Below are 25,155 nucleotides of genomic sequence, written 5' to 3'. Positions count from 1 at the left end.
ACTGGCTTACGCCGCGGGCACGGCCTCCGGCTCGGCCGGAGCCGTGGTCGCCGCGCCGACCGGCGGCACCTGTCGCAGCAGCACCAGCGACACCACGGCGACGCCCAGCACCAGCACCGCGCTGACCGCGGCCACCGTGTGCAGCCCACTGGTAAACCCGGCGCGTGCAGACGCCAGCACCGCCTCGCCGAGTGGCGCCGGCAGCTGGGGCACCGCGGCGGCCGCACCGGCGAGCGTGTCCCGGGCCGCGGCGGGTGCGCCCGGCGGCAGTGTGCCGGCCACGTCCGCGCGGTACACGGCGGCGGCGAGGCTGCCCATCGTCGCGATACCCAGCGCGAAGCCGAACTCGTTGCTCACCTGGGAGACCGACGCCGCCGAGCCGGCCTTCTCGGGCGGCGCGGCTCCGACCACGATGTTGGTACCGAGTGTGATCAGCGGCCCGGCACCGAGGTTGATCAGCGAGAACCCGGCGACCAGCCCGACCGCGGTGTCCGACTGCGTGATCACGAAGAGCCCGGTGGCGGCGACCACCATCCCGGCCGAGATCAGGTGTGCCGGGCGCACCCGCCGCGCGGCGAGCGGTGCCAGCTGCACGCTCACGATGCCGGCGAACGCGGCCGGTACCAGCGCGAGGCCGGCGCCCAGTGGCGTGAGCCCCTCGACGAGCTGCAGAAACTGGGTGAGCAGCACCATCGTGGCACCCGGCAGCATCGTGTTGATCAGCATGCAGGACAGCGCCGTGGCGAACGCGCGGTTGGCGAACAGCCGCAGGTCCAGGAGCGGGTCCGCCAGCCGCCGCTGCCGGCGCACGAAGAGCACGCCCATCGTCACGCCGAACGCGAGCGCGGCGACCGCCTCCAGCTCCCAGCCGTTGCGGGCCAGCTCCTTGAGGCCGTAGATGGCGGGCAGGATCGCGGCCAGCGAGAGGGCGACGCTGGCGAGGTCGAGGCGTCCGGCGTTCGGGTTGCGGTGCTCCGGGAGCAGGATCGGTCCGAGGATCAGCAGCAGCACCATCGCGGGGACGCCGAGCAGGAAGACCGAGCCCCACCAGAAGTGCTCCAGCATCACGCCGCCGACCAGCGGCCCGAGCGCGATGCCGCCCATCATGCAGACGACCCACGTGCCGATCGCGGTGGTGCGCTGGCGCGGGTCGCGGAACATGCTGCCGATCAGCCCGAGCATCGTCGGACCCAGCGAGGCACCCGCGATGCCGAGCAGCGCGCGGGCCACGATGAGCATCTCGGGGCTTGTCGAGTAGGCGGCGAGCACCGACGCGGCCACGAACCCGACCGCGCCGATCAGCATCAGCCGCCGCTTTCCGATGCGGTCGCCCAGCGTTCCCATCGTGATCATGAAGCCGGCCAGCAGGAAGCCGTACACGTCGAGGATCCACAGCTGCTCGTTGTTCGTCGGCGCGAGGTCAGCGCTGAGGTGGGGAGCGCGAGCAGCAGCACGAAGAGGTCGATCGCGACGAGCAGGCTCGGGAGCGCGAGCACCGCCAGGCCGATCCACTCCCGGGCGCCGGCCTTCGGGGGCGTCGTCTCGTTCATCGGAGATCCTTCGGGGTCGCGGCGCCTTCGTGGCGCCTCTCGACACGTGGTCGTTGCCGCCCCGCCGGTCTCGACACGCTTCCCGGATTAGAACATGTGTGCGAACATGATCCACGTGGGAGCCAGCATCCTGCACGCCGACCTCGACGCCTTCTACGCGTCCGTCGAGCAGCGGGACAATCCGCGACTGCGCGGCCGGCCGGTCATCGTCGGCGGCGGCGTGGTCCTGGCGTGCAGCTACGAGGCGAAGGCGCGCGGCGTGCGCACCGCCATGGGGGCCGCCAGGCCCGCCGGCTGTGCCCGGACGCCGTCGTGGTCGAGCCGCGGATGTCGGCGTACAGCGCGGCGAGCAAGGCCGTCTTCCAGGTCTTCCGCGACACCACCCCGCTCGTCGAGGGGATCTCGATCGACGAGGCGTTCCTCGACGTGGGTGGCCTCCGCAAGATCTCCGGCACGCCCGCCGACATCGCCGCCCGCCTGCGGTCCGAGGTGCGGCGCCGGGTCGGCCTGCCGATCACCGTCGGAGTGGCAAAGACCAAGTTCCTGGCCAAGGTGGCCAGCGGCGTGGCCAAGCCGGACGGGCTGCTGGTCGTGCCGGTCGGCGGTGAGCTGGCGTTCCTCCACCCGCTGCCGGTCGAGCGGCTGTGGGGCGTCGGCCCGGTGACGGCGACCAAGCTGCGCGACCGCGGCCTGCGCACGGTCGGCGCGGTCGCGCGGATCGGCGAGGCGGCGCTGGTCTCGATGCTGGGCGTGGCGGCCGGGCGCCACCTGCACGCGCTCGCGCACAACCACGACCCGCGCCGCGTCCAGACCGGACGCCGGCGGGGCTCGATCGGAGCCCAGCGCGCGCTCGGCCGCCGGCCGCGCACGCCGCCCGAGCTGGACGCGGTGCTGTGCGGGCTCGTCGACCGCGTGGCACGGCGCATGCGCGCGGCCAACCGGGTGGGTCGCACGGTGATGCTGCGCCTGCGCTTCGACGACTTCACCCGCGCGGCCCGCTCGCACACCCTGCCGCGCGCCACCGCCAACACGAGGACGATCCTCGAAGCCCTCCGCGGCCTGCTCGCCACCGCCATGCCCATGATCGACGAGCGCGGGGTGACGCTGGTCGGCGTCGCGGTCGGCAACCTCGACGACAGCAAGGCTGTCCAGCTGATGCTTCCGTTCAACCCGGACAGCGGCGCCGACCTCGACGAGGCGGTCGACGCCGTCCGCGACAGGTTCGGCACGTCCGCGTTGACCCGCGCGGTGCTGCTCGGCCGCGACCCCGGCCTGACGATGCCCATGCTCCCGGACTGAGGCTCACCCGCCGGAGTTGCTTTTCCCAGATGTGAGCTACCGCGACGCCCGCCGTGGTCCGGACCGTTGCTCCCGCGGCCTCACCCTCCGCGGTGGGCGGGCTTCAAGCCGCGTCAGGGCTTGACCTCGAGGAGGGTCTTGCCGACCGTGGCGCGGGACTCGATCGCGGCGTGGGCGTCCGCCGCGCGGTCGAGCGGAAAGCGCTGGCCGATCACCGGGCGCAGCAGGCCCGCCGCCGCCGTGGCGAGGGCGCTCTCCACGTACGACCGAAGCTCTTGCGGGGTTGGACGCGGGCGGATCAGCTCCACGCCGCGTGACGCCGCCTCCTCTGGCGCGATCGTGGCCCACTCGCCGCTGGCCAGGCCGTAGCTCAGCATCCGCCCGCCCGGCACCAGCAGCTCGAACGCCTCACGCGCGACCGAGCCGCCGACCCCGTCCAGCACGACGTCGAGCGCGCCGGCCTCCGCGGCCCAGCCCGGCTGCCGGTAGTCCACCGCGGCGTCCGCGCCCAGCTCGCGGGCCAAGGCCAGCTTGCGCTCGCCACCGGCCGCGGCGACGACGCGGGCGCCGGCCGCCTTCGCGAGCTGGATCGCCAGGCTGCCGACGCCGCCGGCGGCCGCCTCGACCAGCACCCGCTCGCCGGGGGAGAGGGCGGCCGCGCGGATGAGCATCGTGGCCGTACGCCCGTCGGCCAGCAGCGCCACCGCGTCGTCCAGCGCCAGCCCGTCCGGCACCTCGAACGGTGCCGTGGCGTCGACCACCACCCGGGACGCGTACCCGCCGGTGCCGTTGAGGCTCGTCACCACCCGGCGCCCCACCAGGCCGGTGTCCGTGTCCGGCCCGACCGCCGATATCACCCCGCCGACGCCGTTGCCGGGGATGAGCGGCGGCTCGGCCTTGAACGGGCCGGCCCCCGTCGCGCGGAACTGGGTCTCGATGAACGTGATGTTCGCGAACGCCACGTCGATCACGACCTGCCCCGGGTCCGGCACGGGATCCGGGGCGTCGCCCGCCACGAGCACCGAAGGGTCACCAAACTTCGTCAGCCACACGACTCTCACACCGACAAGCCTGCAACCTCAAGCGGGCCTGAGGTCAAGCCTTCAGCGCAGCGCCGATCATCGCGCCGAACGCGCCGGTGACCAGCAGCGTGCGCACCACGTTCCAGCGGACCCACGCCGCCTCGAAGCGCTCGCGGGCGGCGGCCAGGTCGCCGGTGTCCAGGTTGACCGCGACGAGGTCGTTGTTGAGCGGGACGTTGACCGTGAACGTGACGGCCAGCTGAGCCACGTACAGCACCAGCGCCGCGACGATCCACGGCAGGGCCGCGCGGTGGCCGGCGCCCAGGTGCAGGAGCGCGGCCACGGCCGTGAAGAGCAGCGCGCCGCCGAAGGCGATCGCGAACCAGCCATTCAGGATGGCCTTGTTGATGCTGCTCATCGCCTCGACGAACGTGCGGTCGCCGACCCGGGCGAGGCCCGGCATGACCGACATCGAGTACGTGTAGAAGAGGCCGGCCGCGAGGCCGGTGGTCAGGAGGCTGAGTACCAGCGAGATCGTTCTCATTCCGAGCTACCCCAAGCGCCGATGAAGTGGGCCGACGTCACCGTGGCCCCGGTGGATACGACTTCCTCGCGCAGCCGAGCCGCGAGGGTTTCGACGGACACCTCGCCGGGTGCCGCCACGCCGGTGCGTTCCATGTCGCCGAGCAGGTCGCGGGTGGTGGCGACAAGCTCCGCGTACACGAGCGAGTCCGGCCCGCCCTCGACCCGCGCGCCGAGGATCGCCCTCGGGTGCGCCACGCCGGCGTCGGCGAGGATCTGGCGCAGCCGCACGCCGGCCCGCGGGTCCGCGCCGGTGCGCCGCAGCGTCTCCCGGATGCGTCCGAGCGTGACCTCCACGAGCGGGCAGTGCGGGTGCGCGCCGGCACCGGCCCAGTCCGGCTCCTGGAAGGCGACCAGCCCGCCCGGCGCGAGCAGCCCGCGCAGGTGTCGCAGGACAGCCGCCGGCTCGGCCAGGTGCAGCAGGATCTGCCGGCCGACCACCGCGTCGATCGGCACGTCCAGGTCGAGGCGCGCGGCGTCGGCGGCCAGGAAGCGCACGTTGCCCAGCGAGGTCCGCGCCCGCGCGCGGGCGATGGCCGCCGGGTCGCGGTCCACCCCGATCACGGCGCCGTCCGGACCCACCAGCCGGGCCGCGACGAACGCGACGTCGCCGGTACCGCAGCCGACGTCGAGCACCCGCATGCCGGGCTGCAGCCCGGCGAGGCCAAGGACGTGCTCGGTCAGGTCACCCACGAAGCGGCCGCGGCTCAGCAGCCGGTCCAGCTCCATCTCCGGGTACGAACGCATGCCCGGGAACGTACGGGCGCGAACTGCTCGTTCTCCAGACCGAAAACTGCTAGCTCCCGGACATCTCGCGGTGCCAGAGCCACTCCGCGATCCGCTCGATGCCGGCCGTCAGGTGCGCGCGGTACGTGCTGAAGGGCAGCTCCAGCCGCTCGGCCGCGAGCTCTTGCGTGGCAGCCGGCTCCAGGTACGTGCGGTGCACCGCGCGGTACAGCTTCTCGTCCCGCGGGCTGCCGCGCAGCGACTCGGCCGCCTCCCGCAGCACGGTGCGCAGGTCGCCGGAGCGCTCGACCACCACGCGGGAGCGGGACAGCGGGTTGGCGGCCAGCGCGTCGCCGCGGGTGTAGTCGCGCAGTGCCCGCCGCACGGCGGCCCGGAACTCCGGCTGCGACAGCACCACCAGCGCGGGAGTATCCACAGTGGAGCCGCCGGCGTCCGGGGCCGCCTCGCCCAGCTCGCGGTCGGCCATCACCTCGTACCAGCGCAGCAGCGGCTCGGCCCGCCAGTCGTGCGTGTAGACGCCGTACCGCCGGCCGCCGACCGTGAACGCGGCCTCGGGCTGGAGCCGGAGGTTCATGTGGGTGAAGAGCGCGTGGTACGCGTCCGGGTCGGCCACCGCGAGGAAGCTCCACGCCAGTCGCGGCCGCGTCACCCAGTGGCGGCAGCAGGCGGTGGCGAAGAGGTTCGTGGCGGAGGAGATGTCCTGGTACGTGTCCCGCCCGAGGAAGAAGCGGTGGTAGATCATCTCCTCGCCGGCGCGGGTGGGGCCGTACCGGCGGGCCACGTCGACGGCGGCGCGCGCCGCGGGGTCGGCCGCGAGATCCTCCTCGCCCGCCTCGTGCAGGTCCAGCGTCGCGTCGAAGCCGAAGAACGCGCCGTCCTCGTCGTGGTAGGCCGAGAAGGCGGCCGGCTGGCGCCCGTACCAATGCCTGGCGATGCGTGCGGAGTCGGCGCCCTCGTGCCGCTCGACCAGCGCGAAGATCGGGTCCCGCTCGCGGGCCGTGACCGGCCCGGCGGTGGCCTGCCCGAGCGACTCCCAGCGGTAGTGCGCGCCGAGCACCGGGCTGGACCGATGCAGAAAGAGCACGTCGTAGATCGCCTCCCGCTGCGCGGCGCCCTGCGTGCGCTGGACCCGGCGGATGAGCGCGGCGCGGCTGGCCCGGTGCAGCCGGCGGTACCCGTCCGGGCTGCGCCAGCGCAGGTCGGCGTCGAGCACCTGGCGCGCGAGGTCGTGCGGGTACAGGCCGTGCGGCCCCTGCTCCACGAACGGCAGCCCGCGCAGCCAGTCGAACAGCGCCGGCACGTCGTCGCCGCCGAGCGTGTCGGCCAGCAGCTCCTCGGTCGTCACGCGCAGGTGGGCGGCGGCCTCCAGCGCGGCCCGGTGGCGCGGGCCGGGCACCTGGTCGACGAAGCGGGACAGCAGCACGCGCACCAGGTCGGGCTCCTGCCCGGGCCGGAACGGCGCCGGACCCGCGCCGGCGACCAGCGCCAGCGCGAGCGGGTGCCCATGGGTGAACGCGACCGCCGCCTCCTGCCGGTCGTCCGGCACGCCGCGCGCGGCCAGGAACTCGCGGCTCTCCGCCGGCGGCAGGTTGCGCAGCGGCAGCACCCGCAGCAGCGAACGCCACCCCGGGTCGGCCACCCAGCCGGGCGAGGGCGGGTTGCGGCCGGCGACCACAACGAGCGCGTCGGCGGGCAGCGCGGGCAGGTACGTCTCGCGGAGCCACTCGTCGACCGGTTCGAGAAGCTCGTACGTGTCGAGCAGCAGCACAAGCCCGGGGGAGGCATTTCCGACCGCGCCGGAAATGCCGTGTGACACCGCTCGGACGGTCCGGCCGTCGACCCGCACGACGGGACGGCCCGCCTCGGCCGCCAGTTCGGCAAAGACGGCGAGCAATGCGGTCTTTCCCACACCGCCAGGACCGTGTACGAAGAGGACGGTGCTGGACGGCGGCCGCTCGTGGAGCGCTTTCCGGAACTCCTCCTGCTCCTGCAGCCGCCCCACGAAGCCCTTCCGTCGCGCGCCTCGGAGCCGGTCAGCGAGCGTTCTCCCGGACGAGGTCCCGGCGCTCGGTGACTCGGCTTCCGATTCCCTCACACCCAACTTCCTTCCGATCTTGGAAAACTTTCCGGAGCTTGCCCGTAAGCTTTCTTGTTGACCTGGCATTGACGCGGCCAAATCGCCGCTACGAGGATCGAACGCAGCGGTACGGCGGACATCCCGGGCCACCGGGGCTGCCGGGCACCCGGCCGTGCCGCGGGGGAGACGATATGCGAACACGTCCACGGGCCCGCGCGCGCACCGCACTCCTGGGGGTGGCCGCGCTGGCCGCGTCCCTGGTGTCGGCGCAGCCCGCGACCGCCCAGCCGGTGGCGACCAAGCCCGCCGGCGCGCTGTACCTCGACGCTCGGCAGCCGGTCGAGCGGCGCGTCGACGACCTGCTGCGGCGGATGACGCTCGAGGAGAAGATCGGCCAGATGACCCAGGCGGAGCGGGCCGCGGTCGCCGAAGACCCCGCGTTCGTCGCCGAGTGGCACCTCGGCTCGGTGCTGTCCGGCGGTGGCTCGGTGCCCACGCCGAACACGCCCGAGGCGTGGGTACAGATGGTCAACGAGTTTCAGGAGCAGGCACTCAGCACGCGCCTCGGCATCCCGATGATCTACGGGATCGACGCGGTGCACGGGCACGGCAACGTGTACGGCGCCACCGTGTTCCCGCACAACATCGGCCTCGGCGCGACCCGCAACCCCGACCTCCTCAAGAAGATCGGCAAGGCCACCGCCGACGAGGTGCTCGCCACCGGCATCCCGTGGAACTTCGCGCCGTGCATCTGCGTGTCGCGGGACGAGCGGTGGGGCCGCACCTACGAGAGCTTCAGCGAGGACCCGGCGCTGGTCGCGTCGCTGGAGACCGTGATCGACGGGATGCAGGGCCGGCGCCTCGGCGACGGCGTGCTCGCCACCGTCAAGCACTACGCCGGGGACGGTGACACCCGCTACGACCAGGCCGTGGCCGACGCCAACGTGGGCAAGCCGTGGTACGAGCAGAAGTACCCGATCGACCAGGGCGTGACCGTCACCAGCCGCGGCCACTTCAACAGCGTCGACCTCGCGCCGTACGTGGTCGCGCTGGGCAAGCACGACGTGGCCAGCGTCATGCCCTCCTTCTCCAGCGTCGACTGGACCGAGGACGGCGTGGGCAACCCGACGAAGATGCACGCGCACCGGGACCTCATCACCGGCACGCTCAAGGGCCGGCTCGGGTTCGACGGCTTCGTCATCTCCGACTGGGAGGGCATCCACCAGATCGTGGACCCGGCCGACCCGACCAACGGCGCGCTGACCGCGTACAAGGTGCGGCTCGGCGTCAACTCCGGCATCGACATGTTCATGGAGCCCAACACCGCGAAGCAGTTCGAGGACCTGCTGCTGGCCGAGGTGGCCGCCGGCGGCGTGAAGAAGTCGCGGATCGACGATGCCGTACGTCGCATCCTGCGCGTCAAGTTCCAGCTCGGTCTCTTCGAAAACCCGTACGCGTCCGACGACCGCGCCGGCGACGTCGGCAGCGCCAAGCACCGCGCGATCGCCCGGCAGGCCGTAGCCGAGTCGCAGGTGCTGCTGAAGAACACCGACGGCGTGCTGCCGCTCCGCAAGAACGCCAAGGTGTACGTGGCCGGCCGCAACGCCGACGACATCGGCAACCAGGCCGGCGGCTGGACGATCAGCTGGCAGGGCAACTCCGGCGACAACATCCCGGGCACCACGATCCTCGAGGGCATCCGCGAGGTGGCGCCCCGGGCCACGGTCACGTTCAGCGCCGACGCGTCGGCACCGACGGCCGGCTCGGACGTCGGCGTCGTGGTGGTCGGCGAGACGCCGTACGCCGAGGGCTACGGCGACGTCGGCGGACCCGAGTGCGGCTGGTGCACGGTGCCGCAGCAGGAGGAGAAGTCGCTGCGCCTGCAGCCCGGCGACCGCGCGGTCGTCGACAAGGTCTGCTCGGCGATCGACAAGTGTGTGGTGCTGGTGGTCTCCGGCCGCCCGCAGGTGCTCACCGACCAGGTCGCACAGATCGACGCGCTGGTGGCGTCCTGGCTGCCGGGCAGCGAGGGCGCCGGCGTCGCGGACGTGCTCTTCGGCCGGCGACCGTTCACCGGCCGCCTGTCGATGACCTGGCCGGCCAGCGAGGCGCAGGTGCCGATCAACGTGGGCGACGCCGACTACCGGCCGCTGTTCCCGTACGGCTGGGGCCTGCGCACCGACCACCCGCGCTCCACTCTGGACAAGGCCCGCGACGCCGCGCAGAGAGCGGTGCTGGCGGGGCGGGCGCGGCCGGACTGGGCCACGCTCATCGCCGACGCGGACCACGCGCTGGCCAGCGGTGACGAGGGCCGGGCGCACTGGCTCCTGCGCCGCGTTCCACGCTGACCGTCACCCGAACCCGATAGTCAGGGCGCCCCGCCGGGGCGCCCTGATTTCGCCTGCCGTCACGGGGTTCCCGCATCCCCCGGCTCGCGTCGCGCTCCTTGCTCCAACCCTGGTTCGCACTCCCCCGAGGTACGTGTCCGGGGTGGGCAGGGGCAGCCGCGCGGGAACCCCGTGGGCGCTTTCTAGCCTGGCAGGGGCCGTGATACAAACGCACATACACGTGGCACACACAGATCCCACACAGTTCGCGGTGCTTGGTCCGGTCACCGTGGTGATCGATGGTCGCCACCACCGGATACCCCGCGCACAGACTCGGGGACTCCTCGCACTCATGCTCCTCAACCGCGGCCGCCGGATCTCCCGCGAGGCCGTGATCGAGGCGATGTGGGGCGGCGCCGCGCCCTCCACGGCAAGGTCCCAGGTGCACAACGCGGTCACCGTGATCCGCGCCCATCTCGCGGAGCTCGGCGCGCCCGAGGTGCTCGACAGCGGCCCCTCCGGGTACGAGCTGCTGGTCGAGCCGGAGCAGGTCGACATCTCCCGCTTCGACGACGGCGTGCGGCTGGCGCGCGACGCGGCGGTGCGTGGGGGACCGAGGAGGCGGCGCGGCTGCTGCGCGGCGCGCTGGGGCTGTGGAGCGGCGAGCCGCTCGCGGACGCCACCGGCGCGTTCGTGGAAGCGGCCCGGGCGCGGCTCGTGGAGCGGCGGCTGACCGCCGTCGAGGACCTCGCCGACCTGGAGCTCGAGCTCGGCCGCGCCGAGGTGGTCGCCGCCGAGATCGCGCCGCTGGTCGACGCGCATCCGATGCGCGAGCGGCTGCGGGTTCGCCAGATGACCGCGCTGTACCGGACCGGGCGGCAGGTGGAGGCGCTGCAGAGCTACCGGGTGTACCGCAACCTGCTCGCCGAGTACGAGGGTCTCGACCCGGGGCGGGAGATCGCCGAGCTGGAGCGGATGATCCTTCGCGCCGACCCGGTGCCGGCGGCGGCCATGCCCACCGCCGGGGAGCACGCGCCCGCCGCGCCGGCGCTGCTGCCGCCCGACATCCCCGACTTCACCGGCCGGGACGGGCCGGCCGGCGAGCTGCACCACCTGCTGACCGCGGGGCGCCCGTCGAGCGCGCTCGCCGTCGCCGGTGTCGCCGGGATGGGTGGCGTGGGCAAGACCACGCTCGCGGTACACGTGGCGCACCTCGCCTCCTCCGCGTACCCGGACGGCCAGCTCTACGCCAACCTGCGCGGCGCCGAGGCGGTCGCCCTCGACCCGTCGGACGTGCTGGCGCGGTTTTTGCGCGCGCTCGGCGTCGACGCCCGCGCGATCCCGAACGACCCGGTCGAGCGGGCCGAGCTGTACCGCACCCGCCTCGCCGGCCGGCGCGTGCTGGTGGTCCTCGACAACGCCGCCTCCGAGGAGCAGGTGCGCCCCCTGCTGCCCGGCGCGGCGAGCTGTGCCGTGCTGCTCACCAGCCGCGCCCGCCTCACCGGGGTCGAGGGCGCTCGCTGGATCGATTTAGACGTCTTCGCCCGCGCCGAGGCGATCAAGCTGCTCGGCCGGGTCGCCGGCGACGCCCGGGTCGCCGCCGAGCCCGACGAGGCGGCCGCGATCGTGCGGCTGTGCGGCGGGCTGCCCCTCGCCGTCCGGGTGGCCGGCGCCCGGCTCACCGCCCGCCCCACGTGGCGGCTGGCGCACCTGTCCCGGATGCTCCGCGACGAGCGGCGCCGGCTGGACCGGCTGGCCACCGGCGACCTGGAGGTGCGCGCCTCGCTGGCGCTCAGCTACGAGGGCTGAAGGAGGAGGCGAAGCGCCTCTTCCGCCGGCTCGGCCGCTTCGACACCCCCGACTTCGCGGCCTGGCTCGCCGGTGCCGTGCTGGAGGAGGCGGCCGACGCGGCCGGGCTCCTGGAGTCTCTCGTGGACGCCCAGCTCGTCGCGGTGTCCGGCGTGGACGCCGCCGGCCAGCTCCGGTACCGCTTCCACGACCTCGTCCGCCTCTACGCGCGCGAGCGCGCCGACGTCGAGGACCCGCCCGGCGACCGCATCGAGGTGCTCGGCAGCGGCTTCGGCGGGTGGCTGGCCATCGCCGAGCGGATGGCCGCCCGCGTGCCCGGCCCCTGCTACGCCGCGATCAGCGGCTCCGCCCCGCGCCCCGCCGTGGAGCTGCCGCCGGACGACGTGGAGCCGCTGGCCTGGTTCGACGCCGAGCGCTCCGCGCTGCTCTCGGTGGTACGGCAGGCGTGCGCGCTCGACCTCGACGAGCTGGCCTTCGACCTCGCCGGCTGCCTGGAGAAGTACTTCGACATCCGCGGCATGTACGGCGACTGGAGCGCCATCAACCGCCTGGTGATCGAGGCCTGCCGCCGCTCCGGCAACCTGCTCGGCGAGGCCGTCATGCTGCGCGGCCTCATCGACGTGGTGACGTGGAACTCCACACCCGACGTGGGCGACGCGACGACCCGCTTCCACGCGGACGCGTTCCGGCTGCTGGACATGTTCGCCGAGCTGGGGGAGCGGCGCGGCATGTCGGACGCCGCGGTGATGTGCTCGTGGGCGCTCACCGCGCGGGGCGCCCAGGCGGAGGCGCTGGAGTACGGCGAGCGGGCCCTGCGGCTCGCCGAGGAGACCGACCACCTCGGCGGGCAGGCCCGCGCGCACGTGGCGCTCGCCGTGGCGCTGGCCGAGTCGCGCGACGTGGCGCGGGCGATCGGCCACCTCGACGCCGCCCTGGCCGCCGCGCGTGCGCTGGGCAACCCGCGGTACGAGACGGCCGTGCTGCAGTTTCTCGGCATCGCCTACCGGGAGGCAGGCGAGCTGGAGACAAGCGCCCGGATGCTGGACGAGTCCCTGGCCATCTCCCGTCGCTACCACGACGTCTACACCGAGGTCCTGACCATGGTGGCGCTGGCCCGCCTCTACCTGCGCCAGGGCGACCCGCGGGCGCGCGAGGCGGCGGAGACGTCGCTGGCGCTCGGGCGGGAGTTCAACATGAGCCACCACATCGCCGACGCGCTCGGCGCGCTGGGCGAGATCGAGCTGGTGGCCGGGCGCCCCGCGCAGGCGGTGTCCTACCTGGAGCAGTCGGTGGCGATCTGGCGCACCCGCGGGTGGCTCTCCTTCTTGGCCCTCGCCCTGCACGTGCTCGGCGGGGCGTACGAGGCCAACGGCGACGCGCCTTCGGCGGCCCGGGTGCGCGGGGAGGCGCAGGAGATCATGTCGTCCCTTCGCGCCGGCCGGTGACGTCCGTTGGCGCCCCGTCCCAAACAGCGGTACGCCCCGCCAGCGCCGCGCGGGGGCGTACCTAACGTCCATCGTTGGGATCTTGTCCAACCGGGAGGCCTGTCCCGCCGATCGTTGATCGTGGAGAGTGAATCTCCGCTGGACGTCGATCCTGCTCGTGGTGGTGGTTCGAAGAGGGGTGCGCGTGTACCTCTTGTGACACCACTGGTCGGGGTCGGGGGTGTTGTGCAATGGGCTCTCTGCAGATGCTCTGTGCAAGTTGCAGATTCGTGGCCGTAAACCCTTCCCTCAGAGCTTCTGAAGCGGCATAGTAACTACTCGTTGAGGTACTTACTCTGATGCCGATCCTCAGAGGAGGGGTTACAAACCAAGTCGGTGGTGACCAGTTAGCTCACGGGTGGAGCCGAGTTGCCATGGCGACCGTTGCACCGGCCGCCGAGGCTGCTACTAGTGCGCTAAAGGTCATCACCGAAATGGTGACCAGAGCGCGTCTAAGCTTCCGCATGATGGGTACGCTCCTGCCAAGCGTTGCAGACACCAATAGCGATGACGTCCGCGTCATCGCTCCGGTGGCCGCTGCCTCCAATTACACCCGGCCAGGTATTAATTGCAAAGCGTAAGCGGCGCGGGGTTGGAGGTAAATGGGTAGCCCCTTCATGCTTTTCAACTTTTTGAAATACGGACAATTTACCTGCGTGATTAAATCCTCTTGGTGCTGATCTAGGTCACCCAAGATACGAATGTTTGGGAACCAAGCGTAACCGAGTGTTGCAGGTTCCGGACGTTGCAAAAAGGGGTGGACGGCTGACGCACGTATACGACGCGTGAACGACGGGTTCGTGGCGGCGAACGAAGGGTGAGGTTCACATGATGATCGAGACGCGCTACGGCTCGTCGCTGATCGGGCGTCGGCGTCATCTTGATCGCACCCGGGAGTGGATCACCGCCCTGGCGGCCGGTCGTGGTCGCGCGGTCCTGGTCGAGGGCGAGCCGGGCATCGGCAAGTCTTCCCTCATGCGTGCGGCGGCCGACGACGCCAAGACCGCCGGATGCCAGCTCTTCTGGGCCTCCTGCGACGAGCTCAGCCAGGCGTTTCCCCTCCTGCCGCTGCTGGACGCCCTCGAGTCCGCACCCGTCGACCGCGGTCCCGCCGAGATCGCCGAGCTGCTGCGCGCGGAGTCCGTCCCCGGCAACGGCGTCGACCAGGTCGCCGCCGCCACCGAGCGCCTGCTGTCCCTTGTCGACGAGTTGTGCACGGGCGCACCGGTCCTGCTGGTCGTCGACGACCTGCAGTGGGCCGACGCGGCCACCGTGCAGACGCTCGGCCGCCTGGTCCGCACCGTGCATCAGCTGCCGCTGCTCGTCGCCGGCGTGACCCGTCCGGTGCCGATCCGCGAAGACCTCAAGGCCCTGAGCAGGTCGGTCCGGCCGGCCGACCGCCTGCGCCTGCACAGCCTCTCCGACGCCGAGGTCGCCCGCCTCGTGCAGAATACGACCGGCGGCCGTCCCGGCCCCCGCCTGCTGCAGCTCGCGGGCGGTGCGGCGGGCAACCCGCTGTACGTCACGGAGCTTGTCGACGCGCTGGCCCGCGGCGGCGCGCTGACCATGGACGACGGCTTGGTCGAGGCGACCGGCACCCGCACCCCTGGCTCGCTGTCCGCGGCGATCGCCGACCGGGTCGAGTTCCTCTCCGCACCCGGCCGTGGCCTGCTCCGGGCGGCGGCGCTGCTCGGCGTCGACTTCTCGGTCTCCGAGCTGGCCATGGTCTCCGGCCAGAGCGTCGGCGAGCTGATGCCGGTGCTGGACGAGGCGATCCTCGCCGGCGTGCTCCGGGAAAACGACTTCGCGCTGGCCTTCCGGCACCCCCTGATCCGGGCCGCCCTCTACGAGGAGATGCCCGCCGCCGTACGCGCCGCGTGGCACCGTGACGCGGCCCGCGCGCTGGCCAGAGGCGGTGCGCCGGCCGAGCGCGTCGCCCGTCAGCTGCTGCCCGCGTTCCAGGACGACGGCGCCACGGGCGTGGCCGACGAGTGGATGGTCCAGTGGCTGGTGGATGCCGGCCAGCGCCTCGTGGCCCGCGCGCCGGGCGCCGCCATCCCGCTGCTGCGCCGCGCGGTCGCCGCGATCCCCGCCGGTGTCGCCCCGCACGACCTGCTGGCCTGCCGGCTCGCTGACGCGCTCTACAAGTCCGGCGACCCGGGCGGCGGTGCCGATGTGGCGACCGGCGCGTTGGAGTACGTGACCCGTCACGACTACCTGGTCGACCTGCACTGGACGCGGACCCAGTGCTGGGCCGTGGAGGGACGCGCGGAGGAGGCGCTCGCGGCGCTGGAGCGGGCTCTGGAGGCGCCGATCCCGGCCACTCGGCACCGGCTGCTGGTGCTCAAGGCCCGTACCCTCTGCATGCTCGGTCGGCTCGACCTGGCCGGCCAGGTCGCCGAGAGCGCCCTGCAGAAGGCGACCGACGCGGGTGACCGGTGGACCATCGGCTGGGCACTCGGCACGCTGATCTTCGCGCAGGCGATGCGCGGCGAGTCGGCCCAGGCGCTGCCGCTGTTCGACCGGGCGCTGACCGTGGCAGAGACGGAGCCGGGCCTCGCGGACCTGCGGCTCGGTCTCCAGATCAACCAGGCCGCCGTCCTGGGCAACCTGGACCGGCAGGAAGAGGCCATCCCGGCCGCTGTCCAGGCGCGCCAGATGGCCGACGAGGTGGGAAACCTCGTGCGGCTGGCGCAGGCCCAGAGCACGCTGGGTGAGCTGCTCTTCGAGACCGGCCGGTGGGACGACGCGCTGGCCGAGGTCGACCTCGTGTCGCAGATCCCGAAAAACCCGCCCACCGAGTGCCTCGACCTGGGGATCGCTGCCAAGATCCGCCTGCACCGGGCGGACCCGGCGGCCGCCCGCCACCTCGCCGAGGCCGAGGAGCACGCGGCCCGCCTGGGCGACCTGGTGATCTGCGCGCTGGCGCTGGCCCGGAGCCTCGCCCGTGAGCAGGCCGGCGCCCCCAAGGAAGCCCTCGCCGAGCTCATGGACGGCATGCTGGACACCGAGGAGATGGAGGAGTCGGCCGGCCTGCTCGCCGAGGCGACCCGCTTGGCGATCGAGGTGGGCGACGTGAAGACCGCTCGCACGCTCGTCGAGCGCGCCGAGTCCATGGCGGGCGACTCCGATGTCCCGCACCACCTGGCCGTCGCACCGCACTGCCGGGGCCTGCTCGACCGCGATCCCGAGCTGCTCCTCGCCGCCGCCGAGCACTACGCGGCGGCCAAGCGGCCGCTGCCCCGCGCGCAGGCCCTCGAAGCGGCTGGCGCGGCTCTCGCCGAGCGGGGCGACCTGGGTGGCGCCCGCGCCCACTTCACCAGCGCGCACGCCATCTACAGCGAGCTCGGCGCAGAGTGGGACCTGGCCCGCACGCAGGCAAAGTTCCGGTCGTACGGCATCCGCCGCGGCCCGCACGCGCGGCACCGCCGGGCGGACAGCGGGTGGGACAGCCTCACGCCGACCGAGATGAAGGTCGCCGGGCTTGTCGCCGAGGGCATGTCCAACCCGCAGATCGCGGCGCACCTCTTCCTGAGCCGGCGCACCGTGCAGACCCACGTCTCGCACATCCTGGCCAAGCTCCAGCTCCACTCGCGGACCGAGATCGCCCGCGAGGCGAGCCTGCGCGGCGCCGGCGTGGAGTCGGTCGGCTGAGCGTTGACTACGCTAAGTGACGGCGAAGGTCGAGGCGAGAAGCTCTTTAACGAACGTTTTGGGCGGTCGAGCGGCATCACGCTCTGAACACACTGCGCATCGCAAATGCCCCGAGCAAATTGCATAGTTCTCGATGCTCGATATCCCCGGGGATCGAATGTCATGCGGAACGCCGGGGATTCGATGGCCCTGGATCAGTCCGGCTCCCGCTGGCGGGGAATGCGGGCGGGCGGCACCTCGAGCAGCTCGTCGATGTTGAAGCGCCCGCCCATCGTGCTGCGGTGCTGCTGCATGTGCGCCCTCAGCCCGGCCTCCCAGGTGGCCTGGTCGACCTCCGGCGGGGCGATCCAGCGGTGGGAGTTGTCGCTGTAGTGCAGGTCTTCGTCGCCACGGTGCATGACGCTCACCCTCATAGGTTCGTCGCACCGGGCAAGCAAGAGATCCGCCACCTCAACGACATTGGAATGGGGACCACGTCGAGGTGGCGGATCTCAAGTAACCGCAGGTCAGGAGACCTGTACGCAGGGCTTCGAGGTGCGTGGCTCGACCCGGTCGGCCAGCCGACGGAGGGTCGTCGCCGCGAGCAGGCGCATCGACTCACCTCGCTGCCGTGGTGGTCGCTCGGGTGTCGTGCGGGCCTCTGGTCGGGCGGACAGCACGTGGCGCTTGGTCGCCTTGTCCGCCATGATCATCGCGGTCGGATCGAACATCAGATGCTCCCTGCGGATGCCGGGCCGGTCGAGGCCCGGACGACGAGTTCGGTCGGCAGGATCACCCGGCGATCGGCCGGGTCGTCCGGTGGGTCGAGCAGCAGCCGGCCGGCGATGCGACCCCGATCGAGGGCCGGCTGCCGGACGGTGGTCATGTGTGCCTGCGCGGCGTCGGGGATGTCGTCGAAGCCGATCACCGAGACGTCACGGCCGGGCCGCAGGTCGCGGGCGGCGAGCGCGTCGAGCACACCGAGGGCGAGCAGGTCGGTGGTGGCCACCACCGCGGTCGGGCGGGGTGAACGGTCCAGCGCGTGTGCCGCGGCGGCCGCGCCGTGCTCCCGGCTGTTGCCGGCGGCGCTGATCGTGATCACCTCGGACCAGTCGAGCCCGGCCGCCGCGAACGCGTCCCGGTACCCGGTGAGGCGCTCGCGGCTCACATAGGACCCCAGGCCCTCGACCGACGGCACGCGGACCTCGCCGGTGCGGCGGTCGGGGGCGATGTAGTCGGCGACGATCGCGATCCGGCGGTGGCCGAGGCGCATGAGGTGCTCACCGGCGGCGCGGGTGGAGGCGATCTCGTCGATCCCGACGAACAGCGAGCCGAAGTGGTCGGAGTTGACCACCGGGATGCCGCGCGCCCAGGCCGCCTCCATCGCCTTGTACCACCCCGGGACGCAGTAGACGACGAAGCCGTCGACCGACGCGTTGCGAACCGCCTCCAGCGCGCCCTCGTCGTCGTCGCGCAGCGGCACGAGCAGGAGGCTCGTGCGGTTGTCCTCGGCCACCTCGGCAAGGCCACGCAGGAACTGCACCGCGTAGGGGTCGGTGAAGGCGATCGACAGCGCGGTCGTGAACAGCACGCCGATCGCGCCGGCGCGGCCGCTGCGCAGCGAGCGGGCGGTCGGGTTGGGACCCGAATACCCCAGCTCGCGGGCGGCCTCGAAGATCTTCTCGCGCAGCTCGGGGAGAGCTGGTCGGGCCGGCTGTACGCATTCGAAACCGTGCTGCGCGAGACGCCGACCCGGTCGGCGACGGTCTGCAACGTGGGCTTCATGGCCAGCGGCCCTTCTGTATCGATCCAGTGCTTCTAAATCGATACAGTACTCCACGTCGAGGAAACCGCAACCCCCTTGTCCACCCATTCCAGGCTCCGGGTCGAGGGGTGCTGCGGTAGCCGGTTCATGAGTGCGAGCAGGACCAGCGCCACCATCCCGGCCGCGATCCGGCGCCGCCGCCGGCGCGCCTCGCACGCGTGCCACCAGGCCACGGCCGCCTCGGCCAGCGGTCCGGCCTGCGGCCGCTGGGTGGGGTCGAGGTGCGGCGCGAGCCGGAGCGCGAAGCTCGACCCGATCCGCTGGGACGGCGGCGACGGTGGCGGCGGGTCGATCGAGCCGGTGGACCAGACCTGGATCTCGACCGGCCACGCCTCGTCCAGCGACTCCAGGGGCAGCAGGTCAGGCGCCCGCCAGCTGTCCGCGCGGCGGGTGAAGGCGCGGCGCAGGTACAGGTCGACGGCGTCCGCCTGGCGCAGCCGCCGCTGCAGCTTCAGCCAACCCCAGCGGGCCGCGACGTCGGTGAGCACATCGGGGTACAGGCAGTCGGCGTCGTGCTCGGTGCCGACGACGCGGGCAGCGTCCTTCCGGAGCGCGTCGAGGTGGAGCTCGACGAACTCGATGTACTCCGGCGGTGGCTCCGGTGAGATGCGCGGCAACAGACGGGGCATACAGCCCTCCCTAGGCCCGTCGCCTTATGGTCCCGCCTCCCGCCGGGGTTGCCAAGCTCTGGATCGGTCGAGAAGGGATCAGGTGTAGGACGGCTCCGCGGGCATCGACATCGGCTCGCCCGTCTCCGGGTCGTAGCACAGGTAGCGGCCGTTCGCGTGGATCCAGCCCCAGATGTCGTCGAGCGCGAGTGGCAGCCCACAGTGCGCGCAGGTGGCCTCCGCCGTGTCCGCGGCCGCCGGCGGTGTCACCGAGGGTGTCCCGTCCGTCACTGCATTCCCCTCCAAATCGGGCCTCTGAGCTGGGCGTCCGTCCATCTTGCGGCATGGCGGCAAGCCCTGCATCCGCTGGTGCGCCCTCCATGTGATCAATGATTCGAGCCGCCTGGCAAGTTCGGTACGCAGTCCGGGTGACGCCCGGGTCGGCCGTCCGGCCCCGGGTGGCTGAAGAGTTGGTTTAGGCTCCAAACTATTGACGCCCGTTCCATCGAGGTTGTCGAATCTGGCGCATGACTGGCGCACACCTCACCCGCCGGAGCCTGCTCGCCGCGGGCGCCGCCGGTATCGCGGCTCAGGCCCTCCCCGCCGACCCCGCGAGCGCGGGCGGCTCCCGCTACACCTGGCGCAACGTCGAGATCGTCGGCGGCGGCTTCGTACCCGGCATCGTCTTCAACCAGCGCGAGCCCGGCCTCGCGTACGCCCGTACCGACATCGGCGGCGCCTACCGGTGGGACCGCCGCCGCGAGCGGTGGGTACCGCTGCTCGACTGGGTGGGCTGGGACCAGTGGGGGTGGACCGGCGTCGTGAGCCTCGCCACCGACGCGGCCGACCCCGACCGGCTGTACCTGGCCGTCGGCACCTACACGAACGACTGGGACCCCAACAACGGCGCGATCCTGCGCTCCCGCGACCGGGGCGCGACGTGGAAGGTGAGCCCGCTGCCGTTCAAGCTCGGCGGCAACATGCCCGGCCGAGGGATGGGCGAGCGGCTCGCGATCGACCCGCACCGCAACAGCGTGCTGTACCTCGGCGTGCGCGGCGGGCACGGGCTGTGGCGCAGCACCGACTTCGGCGCGAACTGGGCCCGGGTGGAGTCGTTTCCCAACGCCGGCAACTACGCCGACAACCCGGGAGACACCAGCGGCTACAGCAGCGACAACCAAGGCGTGCTGTGGGTGGTGTTCGACCCGCGCACGGGCGGGCGCCGGCGGGCCACCCGCACGATCTACGCGGGCGTGGCCGACAAGGAGAACATCCTGTACCGCTCCACCGACGCGGGCGCGACCTGGGAGCGGGTGCCGGGGCAGCCGACCGGCTACATCCCGCACAAGGGCGTGCTCGACCCGGACAGCGGCTACCTCTACATCGCGACGAGCGACACCGCCGGGCCGTACGACGGCGGCAAGGGCGACGTGTGGCGGCTGGACACCGCGACGGGGGAGTGGGTCCGGATCAGCCCGACGCCGTCGACGAGCGCCGACAACACGTACGGGTACAGCGGCCTCACCGTCGACCGCCGGAGCCCCGGCACGCTGATGGTGGCCACGCAGATCTCGTGGTGGCCGGACGTGGTCTTCTTCCGCAGCACCGACTTCGGCGCCACCTGGACCCGGGCGTGGGACCACGTCGGCTGGCCGGACCGGGCCAACCGGTACGACATCGACATCTCCGACGCGCCGTGGCTGACCTGGAACGCGACGCCCGCGCTCCCCGAGCAGGCACCCAAGCTGGGCTGGATGACCGAGTCGGTGGAGATCGACCCGTTCGACTCCGACCACCTGCTCTACGGCACCGGTGCGACGATCTACGAGACCCGCAACCTCACCGACTGGGACAGCGGCGGCACCGTGCACATCGCGGTCCGGGCGCGTGGCCTGGAGGAGACCGCGGTGCTCGACCTGATCAGCCCGCCGACCGGCGCGCACCTGCTCTCCGCGGTCGGCGACGTGGGCGGCTTCGTGCACCACGACTTCGCCAACCCGGGCCTCATGTACGCCAACCCCACGCTCGGCAGCACCACGAGCCTCGACTTCGCCGAGCTGAGCCCGGCGGTGGTGGTGCGCGCGGGCAACGGCACGGCGCCCCGCTTCGGCCGCTCCACCGACGGCGGCGCGACCTGGACCGCGGCGGCCGCCGAGCCGGCCGGCGTGACCGGCGGCGGGACGGTGGCGGTGAGCGCGGACGGCGCGCGGGCGGTGTGGGCGCCGGCCGGGGCGGCGGTCAGCTGGAGTGGCGACGGCGGCGCGACGTGGGCGGCGTCCGCGGGCGTGCCGGCCGGGGCGACCGTCGAGTCCGACCGGGTCGACCCGGCCCGCTTCTACGCGTACGCGGCCGGCACCTTCTACTCCAGTGTGGACGGTGGCGCGACGTTCGCCGCCACGGCCGCGGCCGGGCTGCCGGCGGAGGGCAACGTGCGCTTCAAGGCCCGCCCGGGCGGCGCCGGCGACGTGTGGCTGGCCGGCGGCAACACGGCCGGCGGGGTGTATGGCCTGTGGCGCTCCACCGACGGCGGCGCCTCGTTCACCCGTCTGTCCAACGTGGACGAGGCCGACGCGGTCGGCTTCGGCCGCGCGCGCCGCCACGGTGGCTACCCGGCGGTGTTCGTCACCGCCAAGGTGCGCGGCGTGCGCGGCATCTTCCGGTCCGACGACGCCGGCCGGCACTGGACCCGGGTGAACGACGACCGCCACCAGTACGCCTGGACCGGCGCCGCGATCACCGGCGACCCTCGCGTCTTCGGCCGCGTCTACCTGGCGACCAACGGCCGGGGTGTGATCTTCGGCGAACCTTAGGCCGGCGGGTCCGGCTCGGGGGTGGGAGGGGTGAGAATAGGCCCGCCGATCCGCGAGCCGGACCGCCGTCCGGTGCGCTATCTTTGTCGGCTGAGCACAACAAAAGGGCAGCACAAGCTGCCCCTCACGTCGGCAAGTATAGAGCACCAGGGAGCCGCATTGTCAAGCAACTCCGCGGAGATTTCCCACGAGCAGGGATACGTCTCGGCTCTCTACCGACGGTTGGACGAGATGCGCGAGCAGTCCGCGCGCCGCCTCGCCACGCTGCTGCGCCAGAGCGGCGGCACGCCGCAGGCCAAGACCGAGCGGGACAGCGGCGTCGCGCTCTACACGGACCAGGTCGCACAGTACGGCGCCGTGGAGGCCGGCCTCTGCTTCGGCCGCCTCGACTTCGAAGCGGACGGCGAGCCGGCGCGGTACATCGGTCGCATCGGCATCTTCGACGACGAGCACGACCACCGCTCGCTCCTGGTGGACTGGCGGGCGCCGGCGGCCCGGCCGTTCTACCTGGCGACGGCGGCTTCTCCGGACGGGGTGCGGCGGCGCCGCCAGATCCGTACCCGCCGCCGCACCGTCGTGGCGCTGGACGACGAGGTGCTCGACCTGGAGGCGGCCCGCGACTCCGTCCACGAGGGACTGACCGGCGAGGCGGCGCTGCTGTCCGCGCTCTCGGCCAGCCGCACCGGGCGGATGCGGGACATCGTCGAGACCATCCAGGCCGAGCAGGATCGCATCATCCGGGCGCCGATGGAGGGCGTGCTGGTGGTGCAGGGCGGGCCGGGCACCGGCAAGACGGCGGTGGCGCTGCACCGGGCGGCGTACCTGCTCTACACCCACCGCCGCGAGCTCTCCACCCGCGCGGTGCTGATCGTGGGACCCAACCAGACCTTCCTCCGGTACATCTCCCAGGTGCTGCCGTCCCTCGCCGAGACCGGGGTGCTGCTGGGCACGCTGGGCGACCTGTTTCCGGGCGTGACCGCGCGCCGCGCCGAGCCCGACGAGGTGGCCGAGATCAAGGGTCGCCCGGTGATGGCCGACGTGCTCGCGGCGGCGGTGCGCGACCGGCAGCGGGTGCCCGACGAGCCGCTGCCGATCACCCTCGAGACCGCCGCGCAGGGCGAGACGCTGTACCTCCAGCCGGCCACCATCCGCGCGGCGCGGGAGCGGGCGCGGCGGTCGGAGAAGCCGCACAACCTGGCGCGGCAGGTCTTCGACACGGAGATCGTGCACGCGCTCGCCGCCCAGCTCGCCGAGAAGATCGGCTTCGACCCGTACGCCGACGACCCGCTCGGCGGCGACGACGCGCCCGGCGAGGAGATCCTCTTCGACGAGGCCGACCTCGCCGAGATCCGCCGCGAGCTGCGCAAGGAGCCGGAGGTGCTGGGCACGCTCGACTGGCTGTGGCCGATCCTCACGCCGCAGCAGCTCGTGGCCGGCCTCTTCGCGTCGGACAAGCGCCTCGCGGTCGCCTTCGAGCACCTCGGCGAGGACGCGGCGAAGCTGCGGCGGGACCCGATCGGCGGGTTCGCGCCGGCCGACGTGCCGCTGCTCGACGAGGCCGCCGAGCTGCTCGGCGAAGACGAGGCGAGCAAGGCGGCGCTGGCCGAGCGGCTGCGGCAGGCCCGCATCGCGTACGCGGAAGGTGCCCTGGAGATCGCCCGCGGTTCGGTGTCGATCGACGCGGAGGACGAGGTGGAAAACGAGATCCTCTCGGCGACCGACATCATCGGCGCGAGCGAGCTGGCCGAGCGGCACGAGGACGGCGACCGGCTGACCGCGGCGCAGCGGGCGGCGGCCGACCGCACCTGGGCGTTCGGGCACGTGATCGTCGACGAGGCGCAGGAGCTGTCCCCGATGGCGTGGCGGCTGCTGATGCGGCGCTGCCCGAACCGGTCGATCACCGCGGTGGGCGACGTGGCGCAGACCGGCGACCTGGCCGGTACCTCGTCGTGGGACGGGATCTTCGCGCCGTACGTGGCGGACCGGTGGAGGCTGGCCGAGCTCAAGGTCAACTACCGGACGCCGTCGGAGATCATGGCGGTCGCGGCCGACGTGCTGGCCCGCATCGACCCGGCGCTGGAGCCGCCCCGCTCGGTGCGGCAGACCGGCGTCGAGCCGTGGACCCGCCCGCTGGACACCGCCCAGCTGCCCAAGGTCGTCATCGACGAGGCGGCCGAGGTCGGTGACGGGCGGCTCGGCGTGATCGTGCCGGCCGGCCGCCTGGCCGAGCTGGGCCCGCCGATCGCCGAGGCGGTGCCCGACGTCGTCCTGGGCGCCGAACCCGACCTGGAGAAGCGGGTCGCGGTCCTGACCGTACGGCAGGCCAAGGGTCTGGAGTTCGACGCCGTCGTGGTGGTCGACCCGGACGCGATCGTGGCCGAGTCCCCGCGCGGCCAGAACGACCTCTACGTGGCGCTCACGCGGGCGACCCAGCGGCTGGGGATCCTGACAGCTTCGTGAGCGCCCCGGTCAGCAGGTCCCAGAAGCGGGGGACGTCGAGGTCCAACGCCACCTGGGCATTGGGGTCCGCGCCGGTACGCCGGTGCAGGTCCACCACCGTGGCGCCGCGCGTGTGCGCGCCGGTCAGCTCCACCGCGACCGGCGCGGACACGCACGACACGAGCGACGGGTCGATCACCCGCGCGACCGCGATCGGGTCGTGCAGCGGCGGGTCGGGCAGGCCGAAGACGTTCTCGTACGCGGCGCCGAAGAACGTCATCAGCTCCACGCACGTCTCGGCGAGCGGGCTGCCCACCGCGCGGAAGCGGGTCACCACGTCGGGCGTGACGAGCGCCTGGTGGGTGACGTTCAGGCCGATCATGGTGACCGGCAGCCCGGACTGGAGGACCAGGTCGGCGGCCTCCGGGTCGACGAAGATGTTGAACTCCCCGTACGGGCTGATGTTGCCCCGCCCGGTCGAGCCGCCCATGAACACGATCTCGCGGATCTTGGGGAGGACCGTGGGGTGGTCGCGCAGCAGCGTGGCGATGTTCGTCAGCGGGCCGGTGGGTACCAGCGTCACCGGCTCGGGGTGATCGAGCAGCAGCCGCCGCATCAGGCTCACCGCGTCCTCGCCGGCCAGCGGCACGGTCGGCTCGCCGAACGCGGGACCGTCGAGCCCACTCTCCCCGTGGATGTCGTCCGCGATCTGGAGCTCTGCCACGAGCGGGCGGTCGCAGCCGGCCGCCACCGGTACCCCCGAGATGCCGGCGATCGTGCACACCCGGCGCGCGTTCAGCGTGGCCTTGTCCAAGGTCGTGTTGCCGGCCACCGTGGTGATCGCCAGCAGGTCGAGGTGGGGGTCGGCGGCGGCCAGCATGATAGCCAGCGCGTCGTCGTGCCCAGGATCGCAGTCGAGGATCATCGGGATAGCCACGGTGGC

The 25,155-nt window shown here is 72.7% G+C and carries 17 protein-coding genes and 2 pseudogenes; 8 read left to right on the top strand and 11 right to left on the bottom strand.

Features of this window, described 5'->3' with window-relative positions; genetic code table 11:
* Nucleotides 1–6: 6 nt before the first annotated feature.
* Nucleotides 7–1,550: pseudogene (locus Phou_RS08360) on the bottom strand (MFS transporter).
* 106 nt (nucleotides 1,551–1,656) lie between these two features.
* Between Phou_RS08360 and dinB the strand changes: the two are divergent.
* Nucleotides 1,657–2,849, top strand: a pseudogene (dinB, locus tag Phou_RS08355) (DNA polymerase IV).
* A gap of 113 nt (nucleotides 2,850–2,962) precedes the next feature.
* Here the strand turns inward: dinB and Phou_RS08350 are convergent.
* Genes Phou_RS08350 through Phou_RS08335 form a run of 4 tightly spaced genes read right to left on the bottom strand, consistent with a single transcriptional unit; the run spans nucleotide 2,963 to nucleotide 7,202 of the window.
* Entirely contained in the window at nucleotides 2,963–3,910 is a 948-nt protein-coding gene (locus Phou_RS08350) for a zinc-binding dehydrogenase (RefSeq protein ID WP_173055035.1), read from the bottom strand.
* Nucleotides 3,911–3,944: 34 nt separating this feature from the next.
* Nucleotides 3,945–4,415: an anthrone oxygenase family protein gene (locus tag Phou_RS08345; protein WP_173055033.1), complete on the bottom strand. Its 471-nt coding sequence runs from the start codon at nucleotides 4,413–4,415 to the stop codon at nucleotides 3,945–3,947.
* Nucleotides 4,412–5,200, bottom strand: coding sequence for a methyltransferase domain-containing protein (locus Phou_RS08340; protein ID WP_173055031.1), 789 nt, complete (start codon nucleotides 5,198–5,200; stop codon nucleotides 4,412–4,414). The genes Phou_RS08345 and Phou_RS08340 overlap by 4 nt, the downstream gene beginning before the upstream one ends.
* 49 nt (nucleotides 5,201–5,249) lie before the next feature.
* Nucleotides 5,250–7,202: a P-loop NTPase family protein gene (locus Phou_RS08335; RefSeq protein ID WP_218579160.1), complete on the bottom strand. Its 1,953-nt coding sequence runs from the start codon at nucleotides 7,200–7,202 to the stop codon at nucleotides 5,250–5,252.
* Nucleotides 7,203–7,468: 266 nt separating this feature from the next.
* Between Phou_RS08335 and Phou_RS08330 the strand changes: the two genes are divergently transcribed.
* The 5 genes from Phou_RS08330 to Phou_RS08315 all read left to right on the top strand — a co-directional run bounded on the left by Phou_RS08330 (nucleotide 7,469) and on the right by Phou_RS08315 (nucleotide 16,551).
* Nucleotides 7,469–9,625 (top strand): glycoside hydrolase family 3 protein, encoded by a 2,157-nt coding sequence (locus Phou_RS08330; protein WP_173055027.1) that lies wholly within the window; start codon nucleotides 7,469–7,471, stop codon nucleotides 9,623–9,625.
* Between the two features lie 331 nt (nucleotides 9,626–9,956).
* Nucleotides 9,957–10,337: an AfsR/SARP family transcriptional regulator gene (locus Phou_RS52360; protein WP_246273829.1), complete on the top strand. Its 381-nt coding sequence runs from the start codon at nucleotides 9,957–9,959 to the stop codon at nucleotides 10,335–10,337.
* Nucleotides 10,235–11,413: an AfsR/SARP family transcriptional regulator gene (locus Phou_RS08325; RefSeq protein ID WP_246273740.1), complete on the top strand. Its 1,179-nt coding sequence runs from the start codon at nucleotides 10,235–10,237 to the stop codon at nucleotides 11,411–11,413. Before Phou_RS52360 ends, Phou_RS08325 begins: the two co-directional genes overlap by 103 nt.
* Nucleotides 11,414–11,490: 77 nt before the next feature.
* Complete coding sequence (locus Phou_RS08320; RefSeq protein WP_173055023.1) at nucleotides 11,491–12,858, top strand: tetratricopeptide repeat protein; 1,368 nt, start codon at nucleotides 11,491–11,493, stop codon at nucleotides 12,856–12,858.
* An 867-nt stretch (nucleotides 12,859–13,725) separates the two neighbouring features.
* Nucleotides 13,726–16,551 carry an ATP-binding protein gene (locus Phou_RS08315; RefSeq protein ID WP_218578868.1) on the top strand — a complete coding sequence of 942 codons (2,826 nt, stop codon included), beginning with the start codon at nucleotides 13,726–13,728 and terminating at the stop codon, nucleotides 16,549–16,551.
* Between the two features lie 194 nt (nucleotides 16,552–16,745).
* Here Phou_RS08315 and Phou_RS08310 read toward each other — a convergent pair whose 3' ends face one another.
* From Phou_RS08310 to Phou_RS08290, 5 genes are all read right to left on the bottom strand, one after another.
* A complete protein-coding gene (locus Phou_RS08310; RefSeq protein WP_173052336.1) occupies nucleotides 16,746–16,949 on the bottom strand; it encodes a hypothetical protein in 204 nt (67 codons plus the stop codon).
* 108 nt (nucleotides 16,950–17,057) lie between these two features.
* Nucleotides 17,058–17,261, bottom strand: coding sequence for a hypothetical protein (locus tag Phou_RS08305; protein WP_173055021.1), 204 nt, complete (start codon nucleotides 17,259–17,261; stop codon nucleotides 17,058–17,060).
* Nucleotides 17,261–18,121 (bottom strand): substrate-binding domain-containing protein, encoded by an 861-nt coding sequence (locus Phou_RS08300; RefSeq protein ID WP_246273392.1) that lies wholly within the window; start codon nucleotides 18,119–18,121, stop codon nucleotides 17,261–17,263. Before Phou_RS08300 ends, Phou_RS08305 begins: the two co-directional genes overlap by 1 nt.
* A gap of 227 nt (nucleotides 18,122–18,348) precedes the next feature.
* Nucleotides 18,349–18,984 carry a SigE family RNA polymerase sigma factor gene (locus tag Phou_RS08295; RefSeq protein ID WP_173055019.1) on the bottom strand — a complete coding sequence of 212 codons (636 nt, stop codon included), beginning with the start codon at nucleotides 18,982–18,984 and terminating at the stop codon, nucleotides 18,349–18,351.
* Nucleotides 18,985–19,062: 78 nt separating this feature from the next.
* Nucleotides 19,063–19,254: a hypothetical protein gene (locus Phou_RS08290; protein WP_173055017.1), complete on the bottom strand. Its 192-nt coding sequence runs from the start codon at nucleotides 19,252–19,254 to the stop codon at nucleotides 19,063–19,065.
* A gap of 236 nt (nucleotides 19,255–19,490) precedes the next feature.
* On the opposite strand from Phou_RS08290, the gene Phou_RS08285 reads away from it, so the two are divergent.
* Together Phou_RS08285 and Phou_RS08280 are read left to right on the top strand one after the other, a co-directional pair.
* Nucleotides 19,491–21,773 carry a sialidase family protein gene (locus Phou_RS08285; protein WP_173055015.1) on the top strand — a complete coding sequence of 761 codons (2,283 nt, stop codon included), beginning with the start codon at nucleotides 19,491–19,493 and terminating at the stop codon, nucleotides 21,771–21,773.
* Nucleotides 21,774–21,932: 159 nt separating this feature from the next.
* Nucleotides 21,933–24,233, top strand: coding sequence for a HelD family protein (locus Phou_RS08280; RefSeq protein WP_246273390.1), 2,301 nt, complete (start codon nucleotides 21,933–21,935; stop codon nucleotides 24,231–24,233).
* Here the strand turns inward: Phou_RS08280 and Phou_RS08275 are convergent.
* Complete coding sequence (locus Phou_RS08275) at nucleotides 24,190–25,149, bottom strand: nucleoside hydrolase (RefSeq protein WP_173055013.1); 960 nt, start codon at nucleotides 25,147–25,149, stop codon at nucleotides 24,190–24,192. The genes Phou_RS08280 and Phou_RS08275 overlap by 44 nt on opposite strands.
* Nucleotides 25,150–25,155: the final 6 nt, after the last annotated feature.

Origin of the sequence: Phytohabitans houttuyneae (assembly GCF_011764425.1) — a bacterium.
GTDB lineage: Bacteria > Actinomycetota > Actinomycetes > Mycobacteriales > Micromonosporaceae > Phytohabitans > Phytohabitans houttuyneae.
Note: the sequence above shows the minus strand (reverse complement) of the source record. Positions and strands in the feature narration are given on the sequence as shown.